Source organism: Micromonospora cynarisoli (assembly GCF_030518815.1).
GTDB lineage: Bacteria > Actinomycetota > Actinomycetes > Mycobacteriales > Micromonosporaceae > Micromonospora > Micromonospora wenchangensis.
This window is the reverse complement of sequence record NZ_CP130426.1, coordinates 4,953,633-4,969,561: the sequence shown is the minus strand read 5'-3', so window position 1 is coordinate 4,969,561 and position 15,929 is coordinate 4,953,633. Positions and strand designations below refer to the sequence as shown.

At 71.7% G+C, this 15,929-nt stretch carries 17 protein-coding genes; all 17 read left to right on the top strand.

Translation table 11 applies throughout. The annotated features are described in order from the left end of the window. Positions 1 to 57: 57 nt before the first annotated feature. Positions 58 to 687, top strand: coding sequence for a GGDEF domain-containing protein (locus Q2K16_RS21580; protein ID WP_302739677.1), 630 nt, complete (start codon positions 58 to 60; stop codon positions 685 to 687). Positions 688 to 783: 96 nt separating this feature from the next. Further along, complete coding sequence (locus Q2K16_RS21575; RefSeq protein ID WP_302739676.1) at positions 784 to 1,362, top strand: hypothetical protein; 579 nt, start codon at positions 784 to 786, stop codon at positions 1,360 to 1,362. Positions 1,363 to 1,570: 208 nt separating this feature from the next. After that, a complete protein-coding gene (locus Q2K16_RS21570) occupies positions 1,571 to 2,044 on the top strand; it encodes a hypothetical protein (protein WP_302739674.1) in 474 nt (157 codons plus the stop codon). After that, positions 2,041 to 3,162 (top strand): C40 family peptidase, encoded by a 1,122-nt coding sequence (locus Q2K16_RS21565; RefSeq protein ID WP_302739673.1) that lies wholly within the window; start codon positions 2,041 to 2,043, stop codon positions 3,160 to 3,162. The genes Q2K16_RS21570 and Q2K16_RS21565 overlap by 4 nt, the downstream gene beginning before the upstream one ends. 54 nt (positions 3,163 to 3,216) lie before the next feature. Further along, on the top strand, positions 3,217 to 3,486 hold the full coding sequence (locus tag Q2K16_RS21560) for a hypothetical protein (RefSeq protein ID WP_302739672.1): 270 nt from the start codon (positions 3,217 to 3,219) through the stop codon (positions 3,484 to 3,486). 156 nt (positions 3,487 to 3,642) lie between these two features. After that, positions 3,643 to 4,302 carry a hypothetical protein gene (locus Q2K16_RS21555; RefSeq protein WP_302739670.1) on the top strand — a complete coding sequence of 220 codons (660 nt, stop codon included), beginning with the start codon at positions 3,643 to 3,645 and terminating at the stop codon, positions 4,300 to 4,302. Between the two features lie 65 nt (positions 4,303 to 4,367). Further along, positions 4,368 to 4,871: a hypothetical protein gene (locus tag Q2K16_RS21550; RefSeq protein ID WP_302739669.1), complete on the top strand. Its 504-nt coding sequence runs from the start codon at positions 4,368 to 4,370 to the stop codon at positions 4,869 to 4,871. A gap of 101 nt (positions 4,872 to 4,972) precedes the next feature. Continuing rightward, the gene (locus Q2K16_RS21545) at positions 4,973 to 5,641 is read left to right on the top strand and encodes a hypothetical protein (RefSeq protein WP_302739668.1); all 669 of its coding nucleotides are present in this window, start codon (positions 4,973 to 4,975) and stop codon (positions 5,639 to 5,641) included. A 139-nt stretch (positions 5,642 to 5,780) separates the two neighbouring features. Then, the gene (locus Q2K16_RS21540) at positions 5,781 to 6,740 is read left to right on the top strand and encodes a DUF4314 domain-containing protein (protein WP_302739667.1); all 960 of its coding nucleotides are present in this window, start codon (positions 5,781 to 5,783) and stop codon (positions 6,738 to 6,740) included. 176 nt (positions 6,741 to 6,916) lie between these two features. After that, positions 6,917 to 7,309 carry a hypothetical protein gene (locus Q2K16_RS21535; protein WP_302739665.1) on the top strand — a complete coding sequence of 131 codons (393 nt, stop codon included), beginning with the start codon at positions 6,917 to 6,919 and terminating at the stop codon, positions 7,307 to 7,309. A 156-nt stretch (positions 7,310 to 7,465) separates the two neighbouring features. After that, entirely contained in the window at positions 7,466 to 8,005 is a 540-nt protein-coding gene (locus Q2K16_RS21530; RefSeq protein WP_302739664.1) for a hypothetical protein, read from the top strand. Positions 8,006 to 8,191: 186 nt separating this feature from the next. Beyond that, positions 8,192 to 9,307 carry an AAA family ATPase gene (locus Q2K16_RS21525; RefSeq protein WP_302739663.1) on the top strand — a complete coding sequence of 372 codons (1,116 nt, stop codon included), beginning with the start codon at positions 8,192 to 8,194 and terminating at the stop codon, positions 9,305 to 9,307. A gap of 97 nt (positions 9,308 to 9,404) precedes the next feature. Continuing rightward, a complete protein-coding gene (locus tag Q2K16_RS21520; RefSeq protein ID WP_302739661.1) occupies positions 9,405 to 10,937 on the top strand; it encodes a VWA domain-containing protein in 1,533 nt (510 codons plus the stop codon). 322 nt (positions 10,938 to 11,259) lie between these two features. Beyond that, on the top strand, positions 11,260 to 11,757 hold the full coding sequence (locus tag Q2K16_RS21515) for a hypothetical protein (RefSeq protein WP_302739659.1): 498 nt from the start codon (positions 11,260 to 11,262) through the stop codon (positions 11,755 to 11,757). Between the two features lie 239 nt (positions 11,758 to 11,996). After that, on the top strand, positions 11,997 to 13,175 hold the full coding sequence (locus Q2K16_RS21510; RefSeq protein ID WP_302739658.1) for a Rossmann-fold NAD(P)-binding domain-containing protein: 1,179 nt from the start codon (positions 11,997 to 11,999) through the stop codon (positions 13,173 to 13,175). A gap of 34 nt (positions 13,176 to 13,209) precedes the next feature. After that, positions 13,210 to 13,632: a DUF3085 domain-containing protein gene (locus Q2K16_RS21505; RefSeq protein WP_302739656.1), complete on the top strand. Its 423-nt coding sequence runs from the start codon at positions 13,210 to 13,212 to the stop codon at positions 13,630 to 13,632. Between the two features lie 228 nt (positions 13,633 to 13,860). After that, a complete protein-coding gene (locus Q2K16_RS21500) occupies positions 13,861 to 15,876 on the top strand; it encodes an ATP-binding protein (RefSeq protein WP_302739655.1) in 2,016 nt (671 codons plus the stop codon). Positions 15,877 to 15,929: the final 53 nt, after the last annotated feature.

Genomic DNA, 15,929 nt, shown 5'->3' with positions numbered 1-15,929 from the left:
AAGTTGACCGCTGACCGCCCGCCCCCGGTGCTCCTTGCTGCAGAAGGAGCGTCTTCCATGATGCAACATCTCGCCACCGCCCTCGGCGGTGTGCTCGCCGGTTTCGCCCTCGCCGTACCCCTGCTGTGGCAGCAGCAGCGAACCCTCACCAAGGTCCGCTGGGCGGCGACCCACGACGACATCACCGGCCTGCCGAACCGGCGGCTGTTCCTCGACCGGCTACGCGCCGCGCTCGCCGGGAACACTCCAGTGGGGGTCGTGCTGCTGGACCTCAACCACTTCAAGACCGTCAACGACACCGTCGGCCACGAGGCCGGCAACGACCTGCTCGATCTGGTCGGCCGCCGCCTAACCGACCTGCCCGGACCGGTACTCGCGGCCCGGCTCTCCGGCGACGAGTTCGCACTGCTCGTCACCGGAGATCGCGACACCACCGCTGGTGCGGCCGACGCTGCGTGGCGGGTGATCGCCACCCACCCGTTCCGCGTCGTCAACGGTGAGCTGCACGTGACGGCCTCCGTCGGCTACACCCACACCCACACCCACCGCCCCAGCATCGGCACCCGCCAGTTGCTCAGCCAGGCCGACAGCGCCATGTACGAGGCCAAGGTCACCACAGGTCACGTCCGCGAGTACCTGCCCCACCGCACCGCGACCGTACGCAGCCGCGACCGGCAGCGCCCCTGACCGCCTCCCGTCCGAGCCTCGACCGACGAAGGGACCCCGCCGCCGCCATGGCCGCGGGGTCCCTTCGCGCGTGTCCACCCGAGATGGGAGACCGCCGTGTTGTCCACCAACGCTGTCAACACCCTCGCCGCCTGCCTCATCGAGGCCGACGCCGACGCCGAGCAGTTTGGCTGGGGCCAAACCCCGACCGTGCTGCTCGTCCACGACTGGCCCCTCAACCCAGCGGCCCCACGGCAGCGCAGAATGCGCAGCCTGGAGTTTCCCCTGCACCCCGAGGACCTCCTCCGCGACCCCGCCGGCCTGCCCGCGCTGCTGCACCACCTCGCCGACAGCCTGCGCCTCCCGGCCACACCCGCGCCCTACCAGAAGATCCTCCAGACGATGCTCGCCCGGGCGCGCATGACGGCCGCAGACGTACGGCTGCTGGCCTGGGCCGTCTGCTACGACGACATCCACGTCCGCGACGGTCAACCCCAACGAGTCCGCCGGGTCGACGCCGTCGACATCGACGCACGCGTCTACCAACTCACCCACGTACTCGGCGAGGACCACCCCTTCGTCGTCATCGACGAGACCCCCGATCCGGTCGACACCCCCGCCACCCAGCCCGGACTGGCGGCGCTGCTCACCGCCACCGTCGGCCCCGCCTGGACCGGCGACGGCGGCACGTCCTGACCCGCGCGACCAGTGCAAGCCGGTGCTCAGCAGCGGCCCGGCCGATGAGATCACCGTCTCCGAGCCGTGCCCAAAGCCGGCAACGAGCACACCTATGCCTGCGGCTCAACCGCCGAAACAGCGGCCAGGCGGCCGACACGTCACAGCAGCCGCCTCGCCGCGTCCGGTCGAGCGCCACGCCAATTCTTCGTTGAAGGAGTACTGCCTCGTGAGCACCCACTGCTACATCGGCGCTATCACCCCCGAGAACCCGCAACGCGTACAGGCCAGGGTCGTGCTCAACGACGGCCGCCCGGCCGCCGTCCTGCCAGCCCTCGCCACGATCTGGGCCAGGCACGCCCACCGCAACACGCAGGCGCTGATCACCACGATCCTCGCCCACGACTGGGAGCAACTCGACCCGGACGTCACCGTCTCCCCACTGGCCAGGCAACAGCGGATGCCCGGCGTGGGGATCCTCAACAGCACCACCGCGCCGGAGCCGGTGACCGTGTTCCCGCTGTGCCACGCCCAGCACCTCGACGCCCCGTGGATCTACCTCATGCACCCTGACATCGACACCGTCACCGTGCACACCACCGACGGCACCCGCGTCGCCACCTACCCCCTGCGCTGGTGTCTGCCCGCCACCGGCACGCCGGACAACCAGTCGCGGCCTGCGCCCCTGCGGAGTGCCCGATGAGCGGCAGGGCGCTCGGCGGCGTCGCCGCCGCCGTGACCGCGCTGCTGGTGCTATGCGCCGGCGGCCTCGGCGCGCTGCTCACTACAGGCGGCGGCGCAACGGCCGCCGGCTGCTACACCGCGCTCGGCCCGGACGGGCAGCCGCTGCTGCCCACCCCCACCATCTCCCCACCCGCAGCCGCCGGTCCCGGTGGGTGGACCCGGGAGCAGACCACGAACGCCGCCGTGATCGTCGCCGTCGGCGCCGAACGCGACGTGCCGCCCCGCGGGTGGGTCATCGCCCTCGCCACCGCCATGCAGGAATCCACCCTGCGTAACCTGCCCGGCGGCGACCGCGACTCCGTCGGCCTGTTCCAACAGCGCCCCTCCCAAGGCTGGGGCACACCCGCCCAACTGCAGGACCCCCGGTACGCGGCCGGGAGGTTCTACACCGCCCTGCTGGCGGTGGACGGGTGGCAGGCGATGACGTTGACCGATGCCGCGCAGGCGGTGCAACGCTCCGCCTTCCCCGGCGCCTACGCCAAATGGGAAGACGACGCAATCGCCCTAGTCCGCGTCCTGACCGGCGGCACCCCCGCCGGCCCCATCGACGTCAACCTGGAACAGGCCATGAGCAACCCGCTGTGCCTGTTCGACGGCGGCGACGGCCGACCCGGCGCCGACCAGGTTCCCCTCCCCGCCGGATACACCCTGCCCCCGGGCACCCCACCGCAGGTCGCCGCCGCTATCGGGTGGGCCCTGCAACAGCTCGGCACCCCCTACACCTTCGGCGGGGACTGCACCGCACCCCACTCCGGCGACCCCCACCGCCAATGCGACTGCTCCTCGCTGATGCAACAGGCCTACCAGGCCGCCGGCATCAGCATCCCCCGCACCACCAGCGACCAGGTCCACGCCGGCACCGCGGTCACCAACCCGCAGGACCTACGCCCGGGGGACCTGCTGTTCATACCCGGCAGCCGCGGCAGTGCAAGCCGTCCCGGCCACGTCGGCATGTACCTCGGCCAAGGACTCCTCGTCCAAGCCCCACACACCGGCGACGTCGTCAAGATCAGCCGACTCGCCGCGTGGCTACCCGACCTCGCCGCCGCCCGCCGCATCATCCCCACCCCCATCTGACCCGACGCGACCTCATGGCCGCCCGACGGGTGGCCCACCTGAACGGACCCATCGATGCGCTTCACAGCCCCCAACGCCGAGCAACTCGTCGACCTCCTGAAGGAGATCATCCGTCGTCACGGCGACAACCCGGCCGTGCGCGACCGGGTACTGATCGACATCGGCGGTGAACGTGTCCCCATCGACTTCGTCGAGTTGTGGGACCTCACCGAGGAGTGCGAGCGCCGTGACTGCCGCTGCGCCTACGGCCAGGAGAACCCGCCCAAGGACGCCCCCGAGCAAGGCGTCCACTTCGCCGTCGTCATCGGCGGCGACTTCCCCTGATCGAGGTCAAGGCGCCCCGGCCAGACCTCACCGCCGCTACGAGGACCATCAAGCGACGCTGATCGATCGGCCTACCCACCGCTGCCCTCGACGGTCGTCCCCGCGTACGACGACCGCCGTCAACCGATGCACAGGATTCTGAGGAGGAGAAGGCACATGAGTACACCCACGTTGATCGGTGTCGCCGCGTTACGCGGCAGGTACACCGCCCGTCGTCTCCAGTTCGGAGAGGCTCCGGAGACCCTGGTGCCGGTGCTGCGCCGGATCTGGACCGACACGTTCGGCCGTGACACCGACGCCATGGGCGTCGCGCTACTGGCCCACGACTGGTGGGCCCTCGCCGTCAACCCCAAGCGTCGGCGGTGGGACCGGCTGCCGCCCGTACCGGGACTGGGCTACCCGACCGAGTACGGCGCGGTCCGGCAGGGCTCGCTCCGCGAGGACCTCGACGGGGTCGTCGAGTGGATGTACCTGCTGCACCTCGACCAGCGGCGGCTGGTGGTGTACGAGGCGACGGTCCACGGCCGCTGGCTGCGGCACAGCGCCCACCACCTCGACCCTGTCGAGGAACTGTTCGTCACCGAACCCACCGACGACGGCGGCCCGGGGATGACGGTGTGCACCGTCTGCGGCGCGGTCGACGAGATCGACCACGTCGAGGTGCCGTCCATGGCCGGCTACGGCTACGACACCGTCACCAGCTGCACCCGCTGCGGCTCCTCGGTCGCCACCGACCCGATGTTCGGCGAACACCTCGTCCGCAAGCCCTGGCCGCCCCGGCCCCCGACGGGTGGCACGACAGGCGGCACCCCCTGAGCCCGCCGGCCTCGCCACCGTCCGCGCCCACCCGCCGCACCGCCAACAGCAGAAAGGGAAGGCTCATGATCACACGGACGCAGGAGGAGATCCTGCATCGCATCAACCAGTACGCCGGTGCCGATAAGGACCTGTTCGGCTTCCGCCGCGACCTGCTCACCGAAGCCCTCGACGTCGACCACGCCCGCCCGTTCCTCCAGCCTGACATCACTGGGGAGCAGTGGAACCGCCACCGGTGGGACGGGCACGCCGACCCCGAGGCATACGGCCGCCAATACCTGTTGCTCGCCGTGAACAAGATCCTCCACCACCGCAGTGGATCTGCGGGACGCGCGGTCGGCAAGCTCACCGAACTGGCCTGGCTGCTCGGCCATGACGACGTGGTGACCGCCATGAACAGCGCCCCCTACCCGATGTACGGGGCGCCGAAGATCGCCGTCTTCGCCGAAAGGCTTGGCTGGCCTCTACACAGCCAGGCTGAGGACCCGGACTGGCGCGACGCCTTCACCCGCATGGCCGCAGGCCAACCCTGCAACGCCGACGGCTGCTGGTGGGGATGCGAGGACTGATCCCGCCACGACCACCCAAGCCCTGGTTCCCCACCGGCCGCGACCCCAATCCGGGTCGCGGCCGGCTCACGTTCCCCTTTCTCGCGGAAGGACCACCCCGCATGACGTGTCAGCCCCCGTCGAACGAGCCCGAGCCCGCCGCCTACCTCCTGCGACTACCGCCGCGCCCGCCTGCTCCGCCCGTGAACCTGGATGCCTACGTCCACAACCCGGGCAGCCCGGTCCTCGACCGGGCCGCGGCCCGGACCCACCTGGCCGGCCAGGGCTATGTCGGCAGCGCCATCGCCGTCGGCGACCTCGTCCAAACAGCCGACGGCACGACCCGGCAGCGGGTCACCGCCGTCGACCACCACACCGGCCGGATCACCATCACCGGCGACGGGCCCCGCACGCTGGCAGGGGTCGACGTCGAGGTCGTCAGCCATGCTGAGCATCCGCCGGTGCCCGACGACCTCCTCGAAGGCATGACCTTGGAGCAGGCGCGGAAGCGCATCACCGAGATCGCCTCCGACTACGGCAGGTATCCCCAGTACACGGAGTCCTACTTCGCCGGGTGGGTGTTCGGCCGCGTCGTGGCCGACATCCACTGGCATGACGATCCTGCGGCGCCGGTGGACTTCCCCGCCGGGCAGCGGGTGCTGGTGCGTCCCGACAACCGTTCCGTGTACGGCGCTGCCTCCCCGCACACCCTGACCGCCTTCTGCACCCGCGGTACCCGGCCCGGCATAGCCACCGCGGTGCTGCCACACCAGATCCGCCTCGAACGCTGACGCGGGTGGCATGAGGCCGACCGCACGCCTCAACGACGTCGCAGGCGCGCAACGACATCCGTACGCCTGACCCTGACGACGCCAGCGCCATCGACCCCACTTCTCACCCTCGACGGAACTACTGCGGAGGACAATCACGATGACGAGCTTCACCAGCAACCACCCCGAAGACGGCGACCGCCCGATCCCGGACCCCGCCTGGCAGCGGGTCCTGGCCGCTCTGCGCGGCGCGGGCGGCGCGGCCGGCCGCGCCGCCGCCGAGTGGTGGACGCAGGACACCATCGGTGGTCGGGCCCACGGCGACGTTGCGCAGACCGCCCGAGCTGTCTTGGCGGCCATCGAGGCCGCCGACGGGCGGGACATCGACGGGCTGCCGTTCGCCGACCGCGACGACGTCGCCGGTCGAACCCGATACGCCGAACACGCCCCACCCGACGCCCCCGCCTACACCGACCTGACCGGCCGACAATGCGATCAGGCGCGTCAGGCATGGTGCGACGGCTTCGACCAGGCCGTCGAGGTCGAAGCCGCCCGACAGTGCCGGATGGTCCTGCACCCCGACGGCGACGACCGGAACCTGAGCCACGTCTACCCCGACGCGGTGCGCCTGGGAGGCCCGGGTGTCTTCGCCGGGGACTGGGCGTACACACCCAACGCCGCCGGGCAGATGCGGATCCCGGTCGGCTTCGTCGGCACCCTGATCGACCGGTGGAACGGGTGGGCGGTGTTCCGCTGCACCCGACAGGTTGCCGAGGCGATCGTCGCCGACCAGCAGGCCCACCGCGACCAACTCCGCCAGAACCTTCTCGACGACGGCGTCACCGCCACCGACGCCGACCGGCAGGTCGACGGGTCCCTGGGCCGGATGCGCTTCGACGGCGACGTCATCGTCGTCAACGACAGCCGCGTCCAAGACGACCCCGACGCGATCGACCACATCAGCCCCGACGCCGACGGCCAGTACGTGGTGATGGGCTGGAACTGGACCTGGCTGCCCGTGCATCCCTACGACTGCGACCGCCTCGCCGGCACCATCGCCGACCCGCCTCAGACCACCGGCTCCGCCACCACCCCGCAAGGAGGATCACCCGATGTCTGACGGCCACGACGAGCGAGCGGTCCAGCCGGAAGGGATCGTCCCGGGCCCCACCGCCACGCCGACCCGACGCGCACCGGGCCCGCCCGACTGGTCGGCTTACCGGCGGCGCTATTCCGGGCAGCCGTGGCGAGCGGCAGACCGGCTGACCCCAAACGACTGGGCGGTGGCGGTGGTCGATGCCCACGCCTGAGTACCTGCCACCACGGGGTGGCACGGCCGTGTTCTCCGGACCGTGGCTGCGCTACCAGTCCGCTGCAGGCGTCGAGCGCTACCTCCAGGGCTACGTCGGGGTGGTGCTGGGCTGGTGGAACGGCGCCGTCGAGTTCAGCGTTGACGCCGCGGCCCTCCGCGCCCTCACCGCCTCGTTCGATGGGATGGCCGAGTACGTGGGCGGGGACTGGCGCAGCGTCGACTACGAGCACGGCGTACTGACCGTCGCCCGTCCGCTGTCCCTCGGCGGCGGCGTGCACCGGGCCGAGGCCGTCGACGGCCGCTACCGGATCGGTTGGGGCCTGCCCTGGCTGGCCGTCGACCCGCGCCGCTGCGACAGCGTCGCCGGCAGCACCTGAACCCGACCTCCGAGCCTCGCGGGGGCTCACCTCGTCCGCGCCTGGCCCGTCACCATCGGAGTCACCCACGGCGTGACTCGTCGCATCCCTGCCCGCACCTGGAAGGAGGAAGCATGCTCAACCCTGATACCCGAAGGCGCGCTAACCCGCGCGCTCGTGAACGTCGAGGCGCTGCACGAGCGTCATGGGTGGGACCGCCCGCCGACGCTGATCGGCGTGTTCGATCGGCCGCTGTCATCCCAGCCGCATGACGTCCACGTCGACGCCGGTCCATTCGATCCGGACGTCTGGTACGCCCCGGCCCTCGCCCGTGGCGACCAGAGCCTGGCACCAGGCGTGATCCTGAACAGCCAGGCTGACCTCGCCGGCACCGCGCCCGGGCAGGAGACGCTGCGCTCGTGGCTACACCGCGACGGGCGACGCTGTATCGGCCTTGCCCTGGTCTTCGAAGCATGGGCCCCCGCGGTCCGGCCGGGATACCGCCACGGCGACCTCGCCAAGGCACCATCCCCGGCGCGGATCGAGACGCGCGTGGTCGCCGCCGTTGACCTCGACGGTCAGCTCCACCGGATCACACGGGTCCGCGGCACCCGGCATGCCGCCGTCGACCAGCCGTCGCCGCCACCAGCGAGCAGGGCCGGCAGCCGCATCACGGCCGGCCTCGATCGGCTGATGGATCTCGCCCGCACCCTCTGACAACCCCCACCACCTGCTGATCCCACCACGGGATGGCAGATGGCCTGCCTTCCACCGGGATCGGCGCGGCTCACGGCCCGCCGGTCCTGACCTGAATGCCCGTCTCCCCAGCGCGCGGACAGTCATCACCCGCGCACCCGGCAGACGGGTGCGCGGGCTCCAACCGTTTCGAACGGAGGAACCCGTATGGATCCCACTACCGGAGCTGCCTCTTCGGCCTCGCCGGCCGGTAACCGGCGACCGGGCTACCTGTATCACAAGGTCGCCGCGTATCTGGCCGCTCACCCCGACCAGGTCATCGGCGTCGGCGAGCTCACCAAGGCCCTGGACGCCCCCTCCACCGGGGCGGTGTTCGGAGCGCTGAAGAAGATGGCCGCCGCCGGTTACGCCACCCACCTGACCGGACCGCACCGGTACCAGATAACCCAGGCCGGCATCGACGCCGCCGGGACGATGCCGGCGCCCGCCCCGCGCACACCCCGTCAAGGGTCGCGCGGGATGGGTCGACGGCAGCCGATCAGCCGGCCCAACGGCGAGTTGTACTTCCCGCGCAAGCTGGCGGGAGCCAGCGACGTGGACGTGCTGCAACGGCTGCGGGACAAGCGCATCCCGGTGCTGCTCTACGGCCCGCCCGGAACCGGCAAGACGGCCCTGATCGAGGCCGCCTACCCCGACCTGCTCACCGTCGCGGGCACCGGCGACACCGTGGTCGAGGACTTCCTCGGCAACTTCATCCCGCTGCCCGACGGCGGGTTCGAGTTCGTCTACGGCCCCCTCGTGACCGCGATGCGGCAGGGGCGGGCGCTGCTCGTCGACGACGCCACCCTCATCCCACCGAAGGTCCTCGCTGTGCTCTACCCGGCAATGGACGGCCGGCGCGTGATCACCATCCCCGGCTACCGCAACGAACGCGTCGACGCCGCCGACGGGTTCTACGTCATCGCCGGACACAACCCCGGCGTGCACGGCGCGATCCTCACCGAAGCCCTCGCCTCCCGCTTCGACGTGCACATCGAGGTCACCACCGACTGGGACCTCGCCCGCCACCTCGGCGTGCCCCTACCCGCCGTCGAGACCGCGATCCTTCTCAACAGTGATCTCGCCGCCGGGCGGATCAGCTGGGCGCCGCAGTTACGCGAATTGCTCGGCTTCACCCGCGTCAGCAAAACCCTCGGGCCCGCCGCCGCGGTGGCGAACCTCGCCGGCCGCGCTCCCGCGGAGGACCGCGAGCACGTCCTCGCCGCCCTGCGGCAGCGGTTCGGGGCGGACATCACCCCGCTGACCCTCGGCAAGCAGCGCTGACCCCATCACCATGCAGAAAGGCCAACCCCTCATGCCTCATCCCTCCACCCACCGCGGCACAGCGGCGGGCACCGCACCGATCAGCGACCCGGACTGGGTGACATGGAGCGACGCCTGGACCCGGCATCTGCCCATCCTGACCGGCCGCCACGACCTGACCGTCCATGTCGCCCCCGGCGCGGGCGGCGGAGCCCCGGCATGCTTCCTCCCGATGGCCCGCCGGGTCGAGGTGGACGCCACCCACATCGGCACGCCCGACGTCGCCGACCCGCACAAGGCCGGCCACAAGAAGCTCGTGCCCACCGCCTACGGGCTGCTGGTCCACGAAGCCGCCCATGCCACCCACAGCCTGTGGGACACCCCGCCGGGCACCCCGCCGGTCGTCGCCGACGTCGCCGCCGTGCTCGAGGAATCCCGCGCCGAGAACCGCCAACGCGGCAGACGCCGCGGCGACCGCCGGTGGCTGCGTCACACCGTCACCACCCTGCTGCACCCCGGCGACGCCCCCGTCGATGACGCCTGGCACGCCGCCCACCTCGCCGGCCTCCTCCTGGCCCGCGTCGACGCCCGCATCATCACCGCCAAGGACATCAGAGGCGTCCGGGCCGCCATCACCGCCGTCCTCGGCCGCGCCACCCTGCGACGGCTGCGCGACATCTGGCGGCAAGCACACACCGTCGACGACACCGACGCCGCCGCGATGATCGACCTGGCGTGGCAGTGGTGCCGCATCCTCGGCATCGACCCCCACCGCCAGCCGGAACCCCCACGGCCGGACCCCGGCCAGTTCGCCGGCATGCTCGCCCAAGCCCTCGCCGACTACCTCGCCCACGACCTCGGACTCACCCCCACCGAGTACGCCGACCAGCAGATCCAGTCCCGGCACGGCGCGCCGACGTCCTGGACCCGCCGCGACCCCACCAACGCCGAACGCGCCGCCGCCCACCTTCTCGCCGCCCGCCTGCGGCGGGCCCGTACCCGCGTACCCGAACCCGACACCCGCCCCAGCCCTACACCACCCGGACGGCTGCGCACCCGCCACGCCATCACCGCGAAGGCGCAGATCGCCGCCGGTAGCCTGCCCACCGCCACACCCTGGCAACGCCGCGCCCAGACACCGCCGCCCAAGCCGCACCTACACCTGGCCGTGCTCGTCGACACGTCCGGCTCGATGCGCTCCTACGCGGCGCCGATGTCCTCCACCGGATGGATCCTCGCCCACGCCGCCCGCACCAACCAGGCCACCACCACCATGATCGGCTTCGGTAGCCGCGCCACCATCCTCGTGCCACCCCGCCAACAACCGACCAAGGTCCTGGAGATGTCGGCGCTCGGCGGCACCACCGCGTTCGGCGACGCGGTCAAAGCCGCCGACCAACTGCAGCGCCTGCGTCAACCCGGCAAGGTGCGGATGCTCGCCGTCGTCTCCGACGGCGACCTACCCGACATCGAAGCGGCGCAGCGGCTGATCACCACCCTGCACCGGTCCGGATGCGCCGTGCTGTGGCTGCGTCCCGCCGGCCTGGCCGGGCATACCTTCACCGACACCGCCACGCTGCTGGTCGATGACCCGATCCAGGCGGTCGACGCCATCGCCGACGCCGCCGTCACCGCGCTCGAACAGGCGTAACCCCCGCGCCTCACGCCTGCGGGTGGCCACCAGGGATCCACACCGCGCTGCCCGACCTGACAGGCGGATCCACCCGCTGCCACCGCATCACGCATCTCGGTCACGGCCTGTGCACCTCGACAGCACCGCAGGCCGTGCCCGAAGACCTTCCTGCCTGTTACGGACGCTGCCGATGACCACATCACCAGACGGTGCGGCGGCACTGCGCGGGCCTCGACAGGCCGCCCGGTGTCGCGGCCCGCCCCGGCGTCTCGCGCACCTTGAGCGCCTGGGGAGTCCCCGGTTCCACCTCGACCATGATCGGAGAAACATGCTCACCCCTATGCAACAAGCCATCGTGCAATGCCTGCACGGCATGGACCAGCACGCCCACCGCACCTACCCGTGGCCCGGTCCGACGCTGCTGGCTGTGCTGCGGGAGGCCCCTGTCCCGGGGCACCCCGACCCGAGCGCCCGCTACGTCAGCGTGGTGCCCGCGCCGACACCGGCCGGGGCGCACCCCGACGACGGCGTCGAGGTGCTACGCCACGCCAGCGCCGAGCTGCACGACCCGGTCGTGCAGGCCAGGATCGTCACGGCCACCGGCCCGGTCCGCATCCTGGCCTGGGTGTTCATGCACGCCGCCGACACCTACGCCGTGGACCCGCCCCAAGTGGTCCGCTACATCGACGCCGTGGACGCCGACGGCACCGCCTACGTCCTGACCCGATTCCAGGACCAGCCCGGTGTCGTCGCCGTCGACCCGGCGCCGGAGCCCACCACGAGCGACGTGCTCGACCTGCTGCGGTCGCTGGCGCAGCTGCTGCGACCAGGCACCTGACCTGCCCGGCAGCCGCGACGCCAGCCGCAATCCGCGCAGGCCCCCGGTGAGCCTGTCCACCACATCTGTCCCCGTCACGCCTGCCACCGCACGCGCTGACCAGCGCCCACCGCAGACGTGACCTGACCTCCATCGCACCACCACGGCCGTTGCCCGGCCACACGCGCGACCCAGCGCACCCGCCCGGGCACGGCCGTACGGCCGTGCCCGGGCTTCCGTCGATCGGAAGGAAACCCCTGATGACACAGCCGCACCACCCCCCGGCCAGCACGCTGCGAGCCGTTCCCGCCTCCTCGGCCGCGACGCTGCCACGACCACGCATCGCGGTGGTCGGTGGCTCCCTCACCGGCGCCGTCACCGCGCTGCTCCTGCTGCGCGCCGGCTTCGACCAGGTCACCGTCTACGAAGCCGCACCCGCGGCGGCGCCGCGTGGCGGTGGCTTGATCGGCCTGGAACACCCCGCCCTCGACATCCTCGACCGCCTCGACATCGGCCAGGACGAGTTCGTGGCGTACCCCTCCGAGACCATCCTGGAGGTCACCGTCCGCGACCGGCAACCTATCCACACCGCCCGGCGGCGGTATCCGGGACGCAACACCACCTGGTCCCTGCTGCACCACACGCTCACCCGCCGGCTGCCCGACGGCGTCCTTCAGGCCGGGCGGCGCGTCACCGGCCTCGCCGAGCGTGGCGGGCGCCCGCAGCTGGTGTTCGCCGACGACTCCCGCACGCCAGCGGACCTGGTGGTGTTCGCCGACGGCCGAGCCTCCACCGGCCGCCGCCTGCTCGACCCCGGGCGGCGGCTGCGCTACGCCGGCTACGTCGCCCACCGCGGACACACCCCCACCGGCCACAACCCGCTGCGGGACTTCCTGCGCCTGGAACCCGGCCCCGGATGCCAGTACAACGCCGCGCCGGTCCCCGACGGACTGGACTGGACCCTGTACCTCACCTGCAGCCCCACCGACTACACCCACCGCTTCGGCGCCCCACCGCAGCGACGCACGTTCGCCCTGCCACACCACGTCAGCCCGGCCGCACGCGCGCACGTCGACACCCAGGCCGCCCTTCTCCTACCCACCCCGCACGCCGCGACCGTGCACGCCACCACCACCCGGATGGCGGCGCCGGTGATGGACATCGACCCACCCACACGCATGGCCTGGCCCGTCGGCGGCGGATGGGCGGTGCTGCTCGGCGACGCCCTGGCCCCCGTCCGGCCCCACACCGCCAGAGGCGCCAACAACGGCATCGAACAGGCCGCCGCCCTCACCACCGCCCTCACCCAACACCACCGGTGGGGCGCCGACCTCCCCACCGCCCTGCACGGCTGGCAACGCCGCCAGCTACCCGACGCCGTCGCCGCCGTGCGGCAAGGACCGCGCCTCGGCGCCCACCTCGGCAACCCCCGGCCCTGACCACCCGAACCGACACCGACAGGAGAACCCTCCGATGGCACTGCGCCTGCACTTCCACCTCGCCACGACACTGCGGCTGGCCGAACACGCCGTCGCCGCCGACGAACACGTCGCGAGCTTCACCGAACACCAGAACCACACCCACTGCCCAGGGGCATTGGAGTGGGTCCACGACGACGGCGTCTACCTGATGTCCAACGGCCTACCCCGCCTGCGGACCCAGTCCGGCGCGAACCTGACCGTCCACGCCGAAGGCTGGAACCCCCGCGTCGACGGCCACCGCAGCGACCCCGACCTGGGCGGCGACGACTTCGTCGAACACCTGCACCTCACCGAGCAACCCCACCCGCTCATCAACGTCCTCCGCGCCGCCCACGCCGCCGGTCTCGGCTGGCTGGAACTGACCGTCAGCAAGGACACCTTCGAGGTGCGGGTAACCCACACCCGCCGCACCTGATCTCTCCCCTCCGTGTGCCCCTGCCGACGACGGCCGGCAGGGGCACACGGCTATGCACCGACTCGACCGGCCCATCGGTCGGTCCCCCTATCTCGACATCGCTGATCCGCGGCCGATCCCGGTCGCGGATCTCGCCATTTCCGGAGGAACAACGTGTCCGACCTCAACAACGCCGCCGGTGCCGCCGCAGACCCGTCCACGAGCGGAACCGCAGCGGATACCGACAGCTTGGCCTACCCCATCTCGCCGGAGTACGTGAAGTCGTGGACGCCCGTGCGGGCGATCTCCGAGCTGATCGCCAACGCCCTCGACGAAGACCCCCACGCGACGGTCAGCTGGGCCGACGGCGTCCTGACCATCGCCGACGACGGTCCCGGCATCCCCGAGGAGGGCCTCATCCTCGGCGTCTCCACCAAGACCGAGAAGCAGATCGGCCAGTTCGGCGAGGGCAAGAAACTCGCCTGCCTCGTACTGGCCCGCAGCCCCCAGATCGGCAGGGTGCGGTGCGAGACCGTCGGCTACGGCTTCACCCCCACCGTCGAGCGCCGCACGCTGCTCGGCGGCCTGATCCCCTCCCGCTCCCCGCAGGGAAGCGAGGTCCTCGTCTACCAACTCCACCCCAACACCCGCACCGGCGGCACCGTGTTCACCATCGAATGCCCCCACGACATGGCGCAGGAGGCCATCGGACGCTTCCGTGCCCTGGCCGAGCCCGGCTACCAGCCGCCCGCAGCACCCGGAGTGTGCGTACGCGACGGCGAGCCGGGACGGGTGTGGATCGGCGGGGTGCTGGTCACCCGCATGCCGGGCTTCCTCGCCTCCTACGACCTGTCCCTGGGCCACAAGGCGCTACAGAACCGGGACCGCACCGTCGTGGAGGCCAGCGCCCTACGCACCGCGGTCCGCTACATCCTCGCCGGCAGCGACGACCCGCAGATCATCACCTTGTTCGCCCGGCACGTGCTCGGCGGCGGAAAGCTGAGAGAACAGGAACAGTTCTTCACCGAGGTACGGCTGCCCCGCCCCCGCGCCGCGTGGCGTTCCTGGGGCCGCGCCCACCTACCCGAGCAGGCGTACTACACGGCACCCGGCGGTGAAGAGGCGGCCCTGGATCTGAAGGACAACGGCCACATTGAGCTGGCCACCACCGGCCTGGCAGGTCACCAGCAGGCTGCCGTGATGGGTTTACTCGGTGTGGAGATGGCCAGGGCCCGCCAGCAGCGCCACTACGCCCGTAACCGCAACCGCACCAGTTGGGTCACGTCGAAGGCGTTGACCGAAGCCGAACGCGAGGTGCTGCGCCAGGGCTGCGAGCTGGTGCGCCGCGCGATCGGCCCGTTCGCCCTGGACCGCGTGAAGGTGTACGACCACAGCGACGAGTCACCGTGCGCCGAAGGCTTCTACCAGCCGCTGACCGGAGACGTGGCCATCCACCGCGACGCGCTCACCGACGCGCACCGCACCCGTTTAGTGCTGCTCCACGAGGCCGCGCACCGCATCGGGCACCGCGGCGGCGGCCACTGGACACCCGTCGCCGACTACCACGACCGCAGCCGCGGCTTCGAACACATCCTCAGCGACTTCGCCGCCCGCCTGCTCGGCCAGCTCGCCGACGGCAACGGCCTACCACACCTCGACACCGAACCCGTCGCCATGGACGGCCAACGCCACACCTCGAAGGCCAACGCATCAGGCAGGCGGGGCCCCCACTGGCGGGCAGACGACCCGAGCGTGCCCGCCGTCCGCCGCGAACTGGCCCACCTGCTCCTCGACCAACTCCCACACGCCCTCACCGCCGGCGGCTTCCGCGACGCGAAAGACCTCGTCGCCTCCACCGCGGTCTACCCCGGCTACTGGCGTTTGCTCACCAACCCCCGCCCCGTCGGCTACCGGCCCGTGCGAGGCGACCAGGCCGGCGACTACGACAATGTCGCCCTGCTCGCCGAGGCCGCCGGCCTGCGTGCCCCCGTGGTCTGGCTGGGCTACCACCTCTGCGAAGGTCCCATCCGCGGGCGCCGACGCGGAACCTGGGGCCGTCCCGGACCGTGGACCGCCAAGACCCGCGCCGCCATCGAACGCGCCTGCGCTGACCTGACCGCACTCGGCGGCCCCTATGCCGAGCAGGTACCCGCGCTCAAGGCCCTCGCTGACGGCATCACCGCCGCCCCGCTCGACAACGACACCTGGCACCAGCCCGCCCGGACCCTCTTGGCCGCGGAACGCCGCCGCCTCAACCTCACCTAACCCGACCCCGAACCGGACACGCGCCCTCCGGTCACACCCTCGAAAAGGGTCGC

Coding starts and splice junctions, on each gene's coding strand:
- Q2K16_RS21560 (WP_302739672.1), top strand. CDS start 3,217: ATGCGCTTCACAGCCCCCAACGCCGAGCAACTCGTCGACCTCCTGAAG.
- Q2K16_RS21525 (WP_302739663.1), top strand. CDS start 8,192: ATGGATCCCACTACCGGAGCTGCCTCTTCGGCCTCGCCGGCCGGTAAC.
- Q2K16_RS21535 (WP_302739665.1), top strand. CDS start 6,917: ATGCCCACGCCTGAGTACCTGCCACCACGGGGTGGCACGGCCGTGTTC.
- Q2K16_RS21540 (WP_302739667.1), top strand. CDS start 5,781: ATGACGAGCTTCACCAGCAACCACCCCGAAGACGGCGACCGCCCGATC.
- Q2K16_RS21565 (WP_302739673.1), top strand. CDS start 2,041: ATGAGCGGCAGGGCGCTCGGCGGCGTCGCCGCCGCCGTGACCGCGCTG.
- Q2K16_RS21505 (WP_302739656.1), top strand. CDS start 13,210: ATGGCACTGCGCCTGCACTTCCACCTCGCCACGACACTGCGGCTGGCC.
- Q2K16_RS21550 (WP_302739669.1), top strand. CDS start 4,368: ATGATCACACGGACGCAGGAGGAGATCCTGCATCGCATCAACCAGTAC.
- Q2K16_RS21555 (WP_302739670.1), top strand. CDS start 3,643: ATGAGTACACCCACGTTGATCGGTGTCGCCGCGTTACGCGGCAGGTAC.
- Q2K16_RS21510 (WP_302739658.1), top strand. CDS start 11,997: ATGACACAGCCGCACCACCCCCCGGCCAGCACGCTGCGAGCCGTTCCC.
- Q2K16_RS21580 (WP_302739677.1), top strand. CDS start 58: ATGATGCAACATCTCGCCACCGCCCTCGGCGGTGTGCTCGCCGGTTTC.
- Q2K16_RS21545 (WP_302739668.1), top strand. CDS start 4,973: ATGACGTGTCAGCCCCCGTCGAACGAGCCCGAGCCCGCCGCCTACCTC.
- Q2K16_RS21515 (WP_302739659.1), top strand. CDS start 11,260: ATGCAACAAGCCATCGTGCAATGCCTGCACGGCATGGACCAGCACGCC.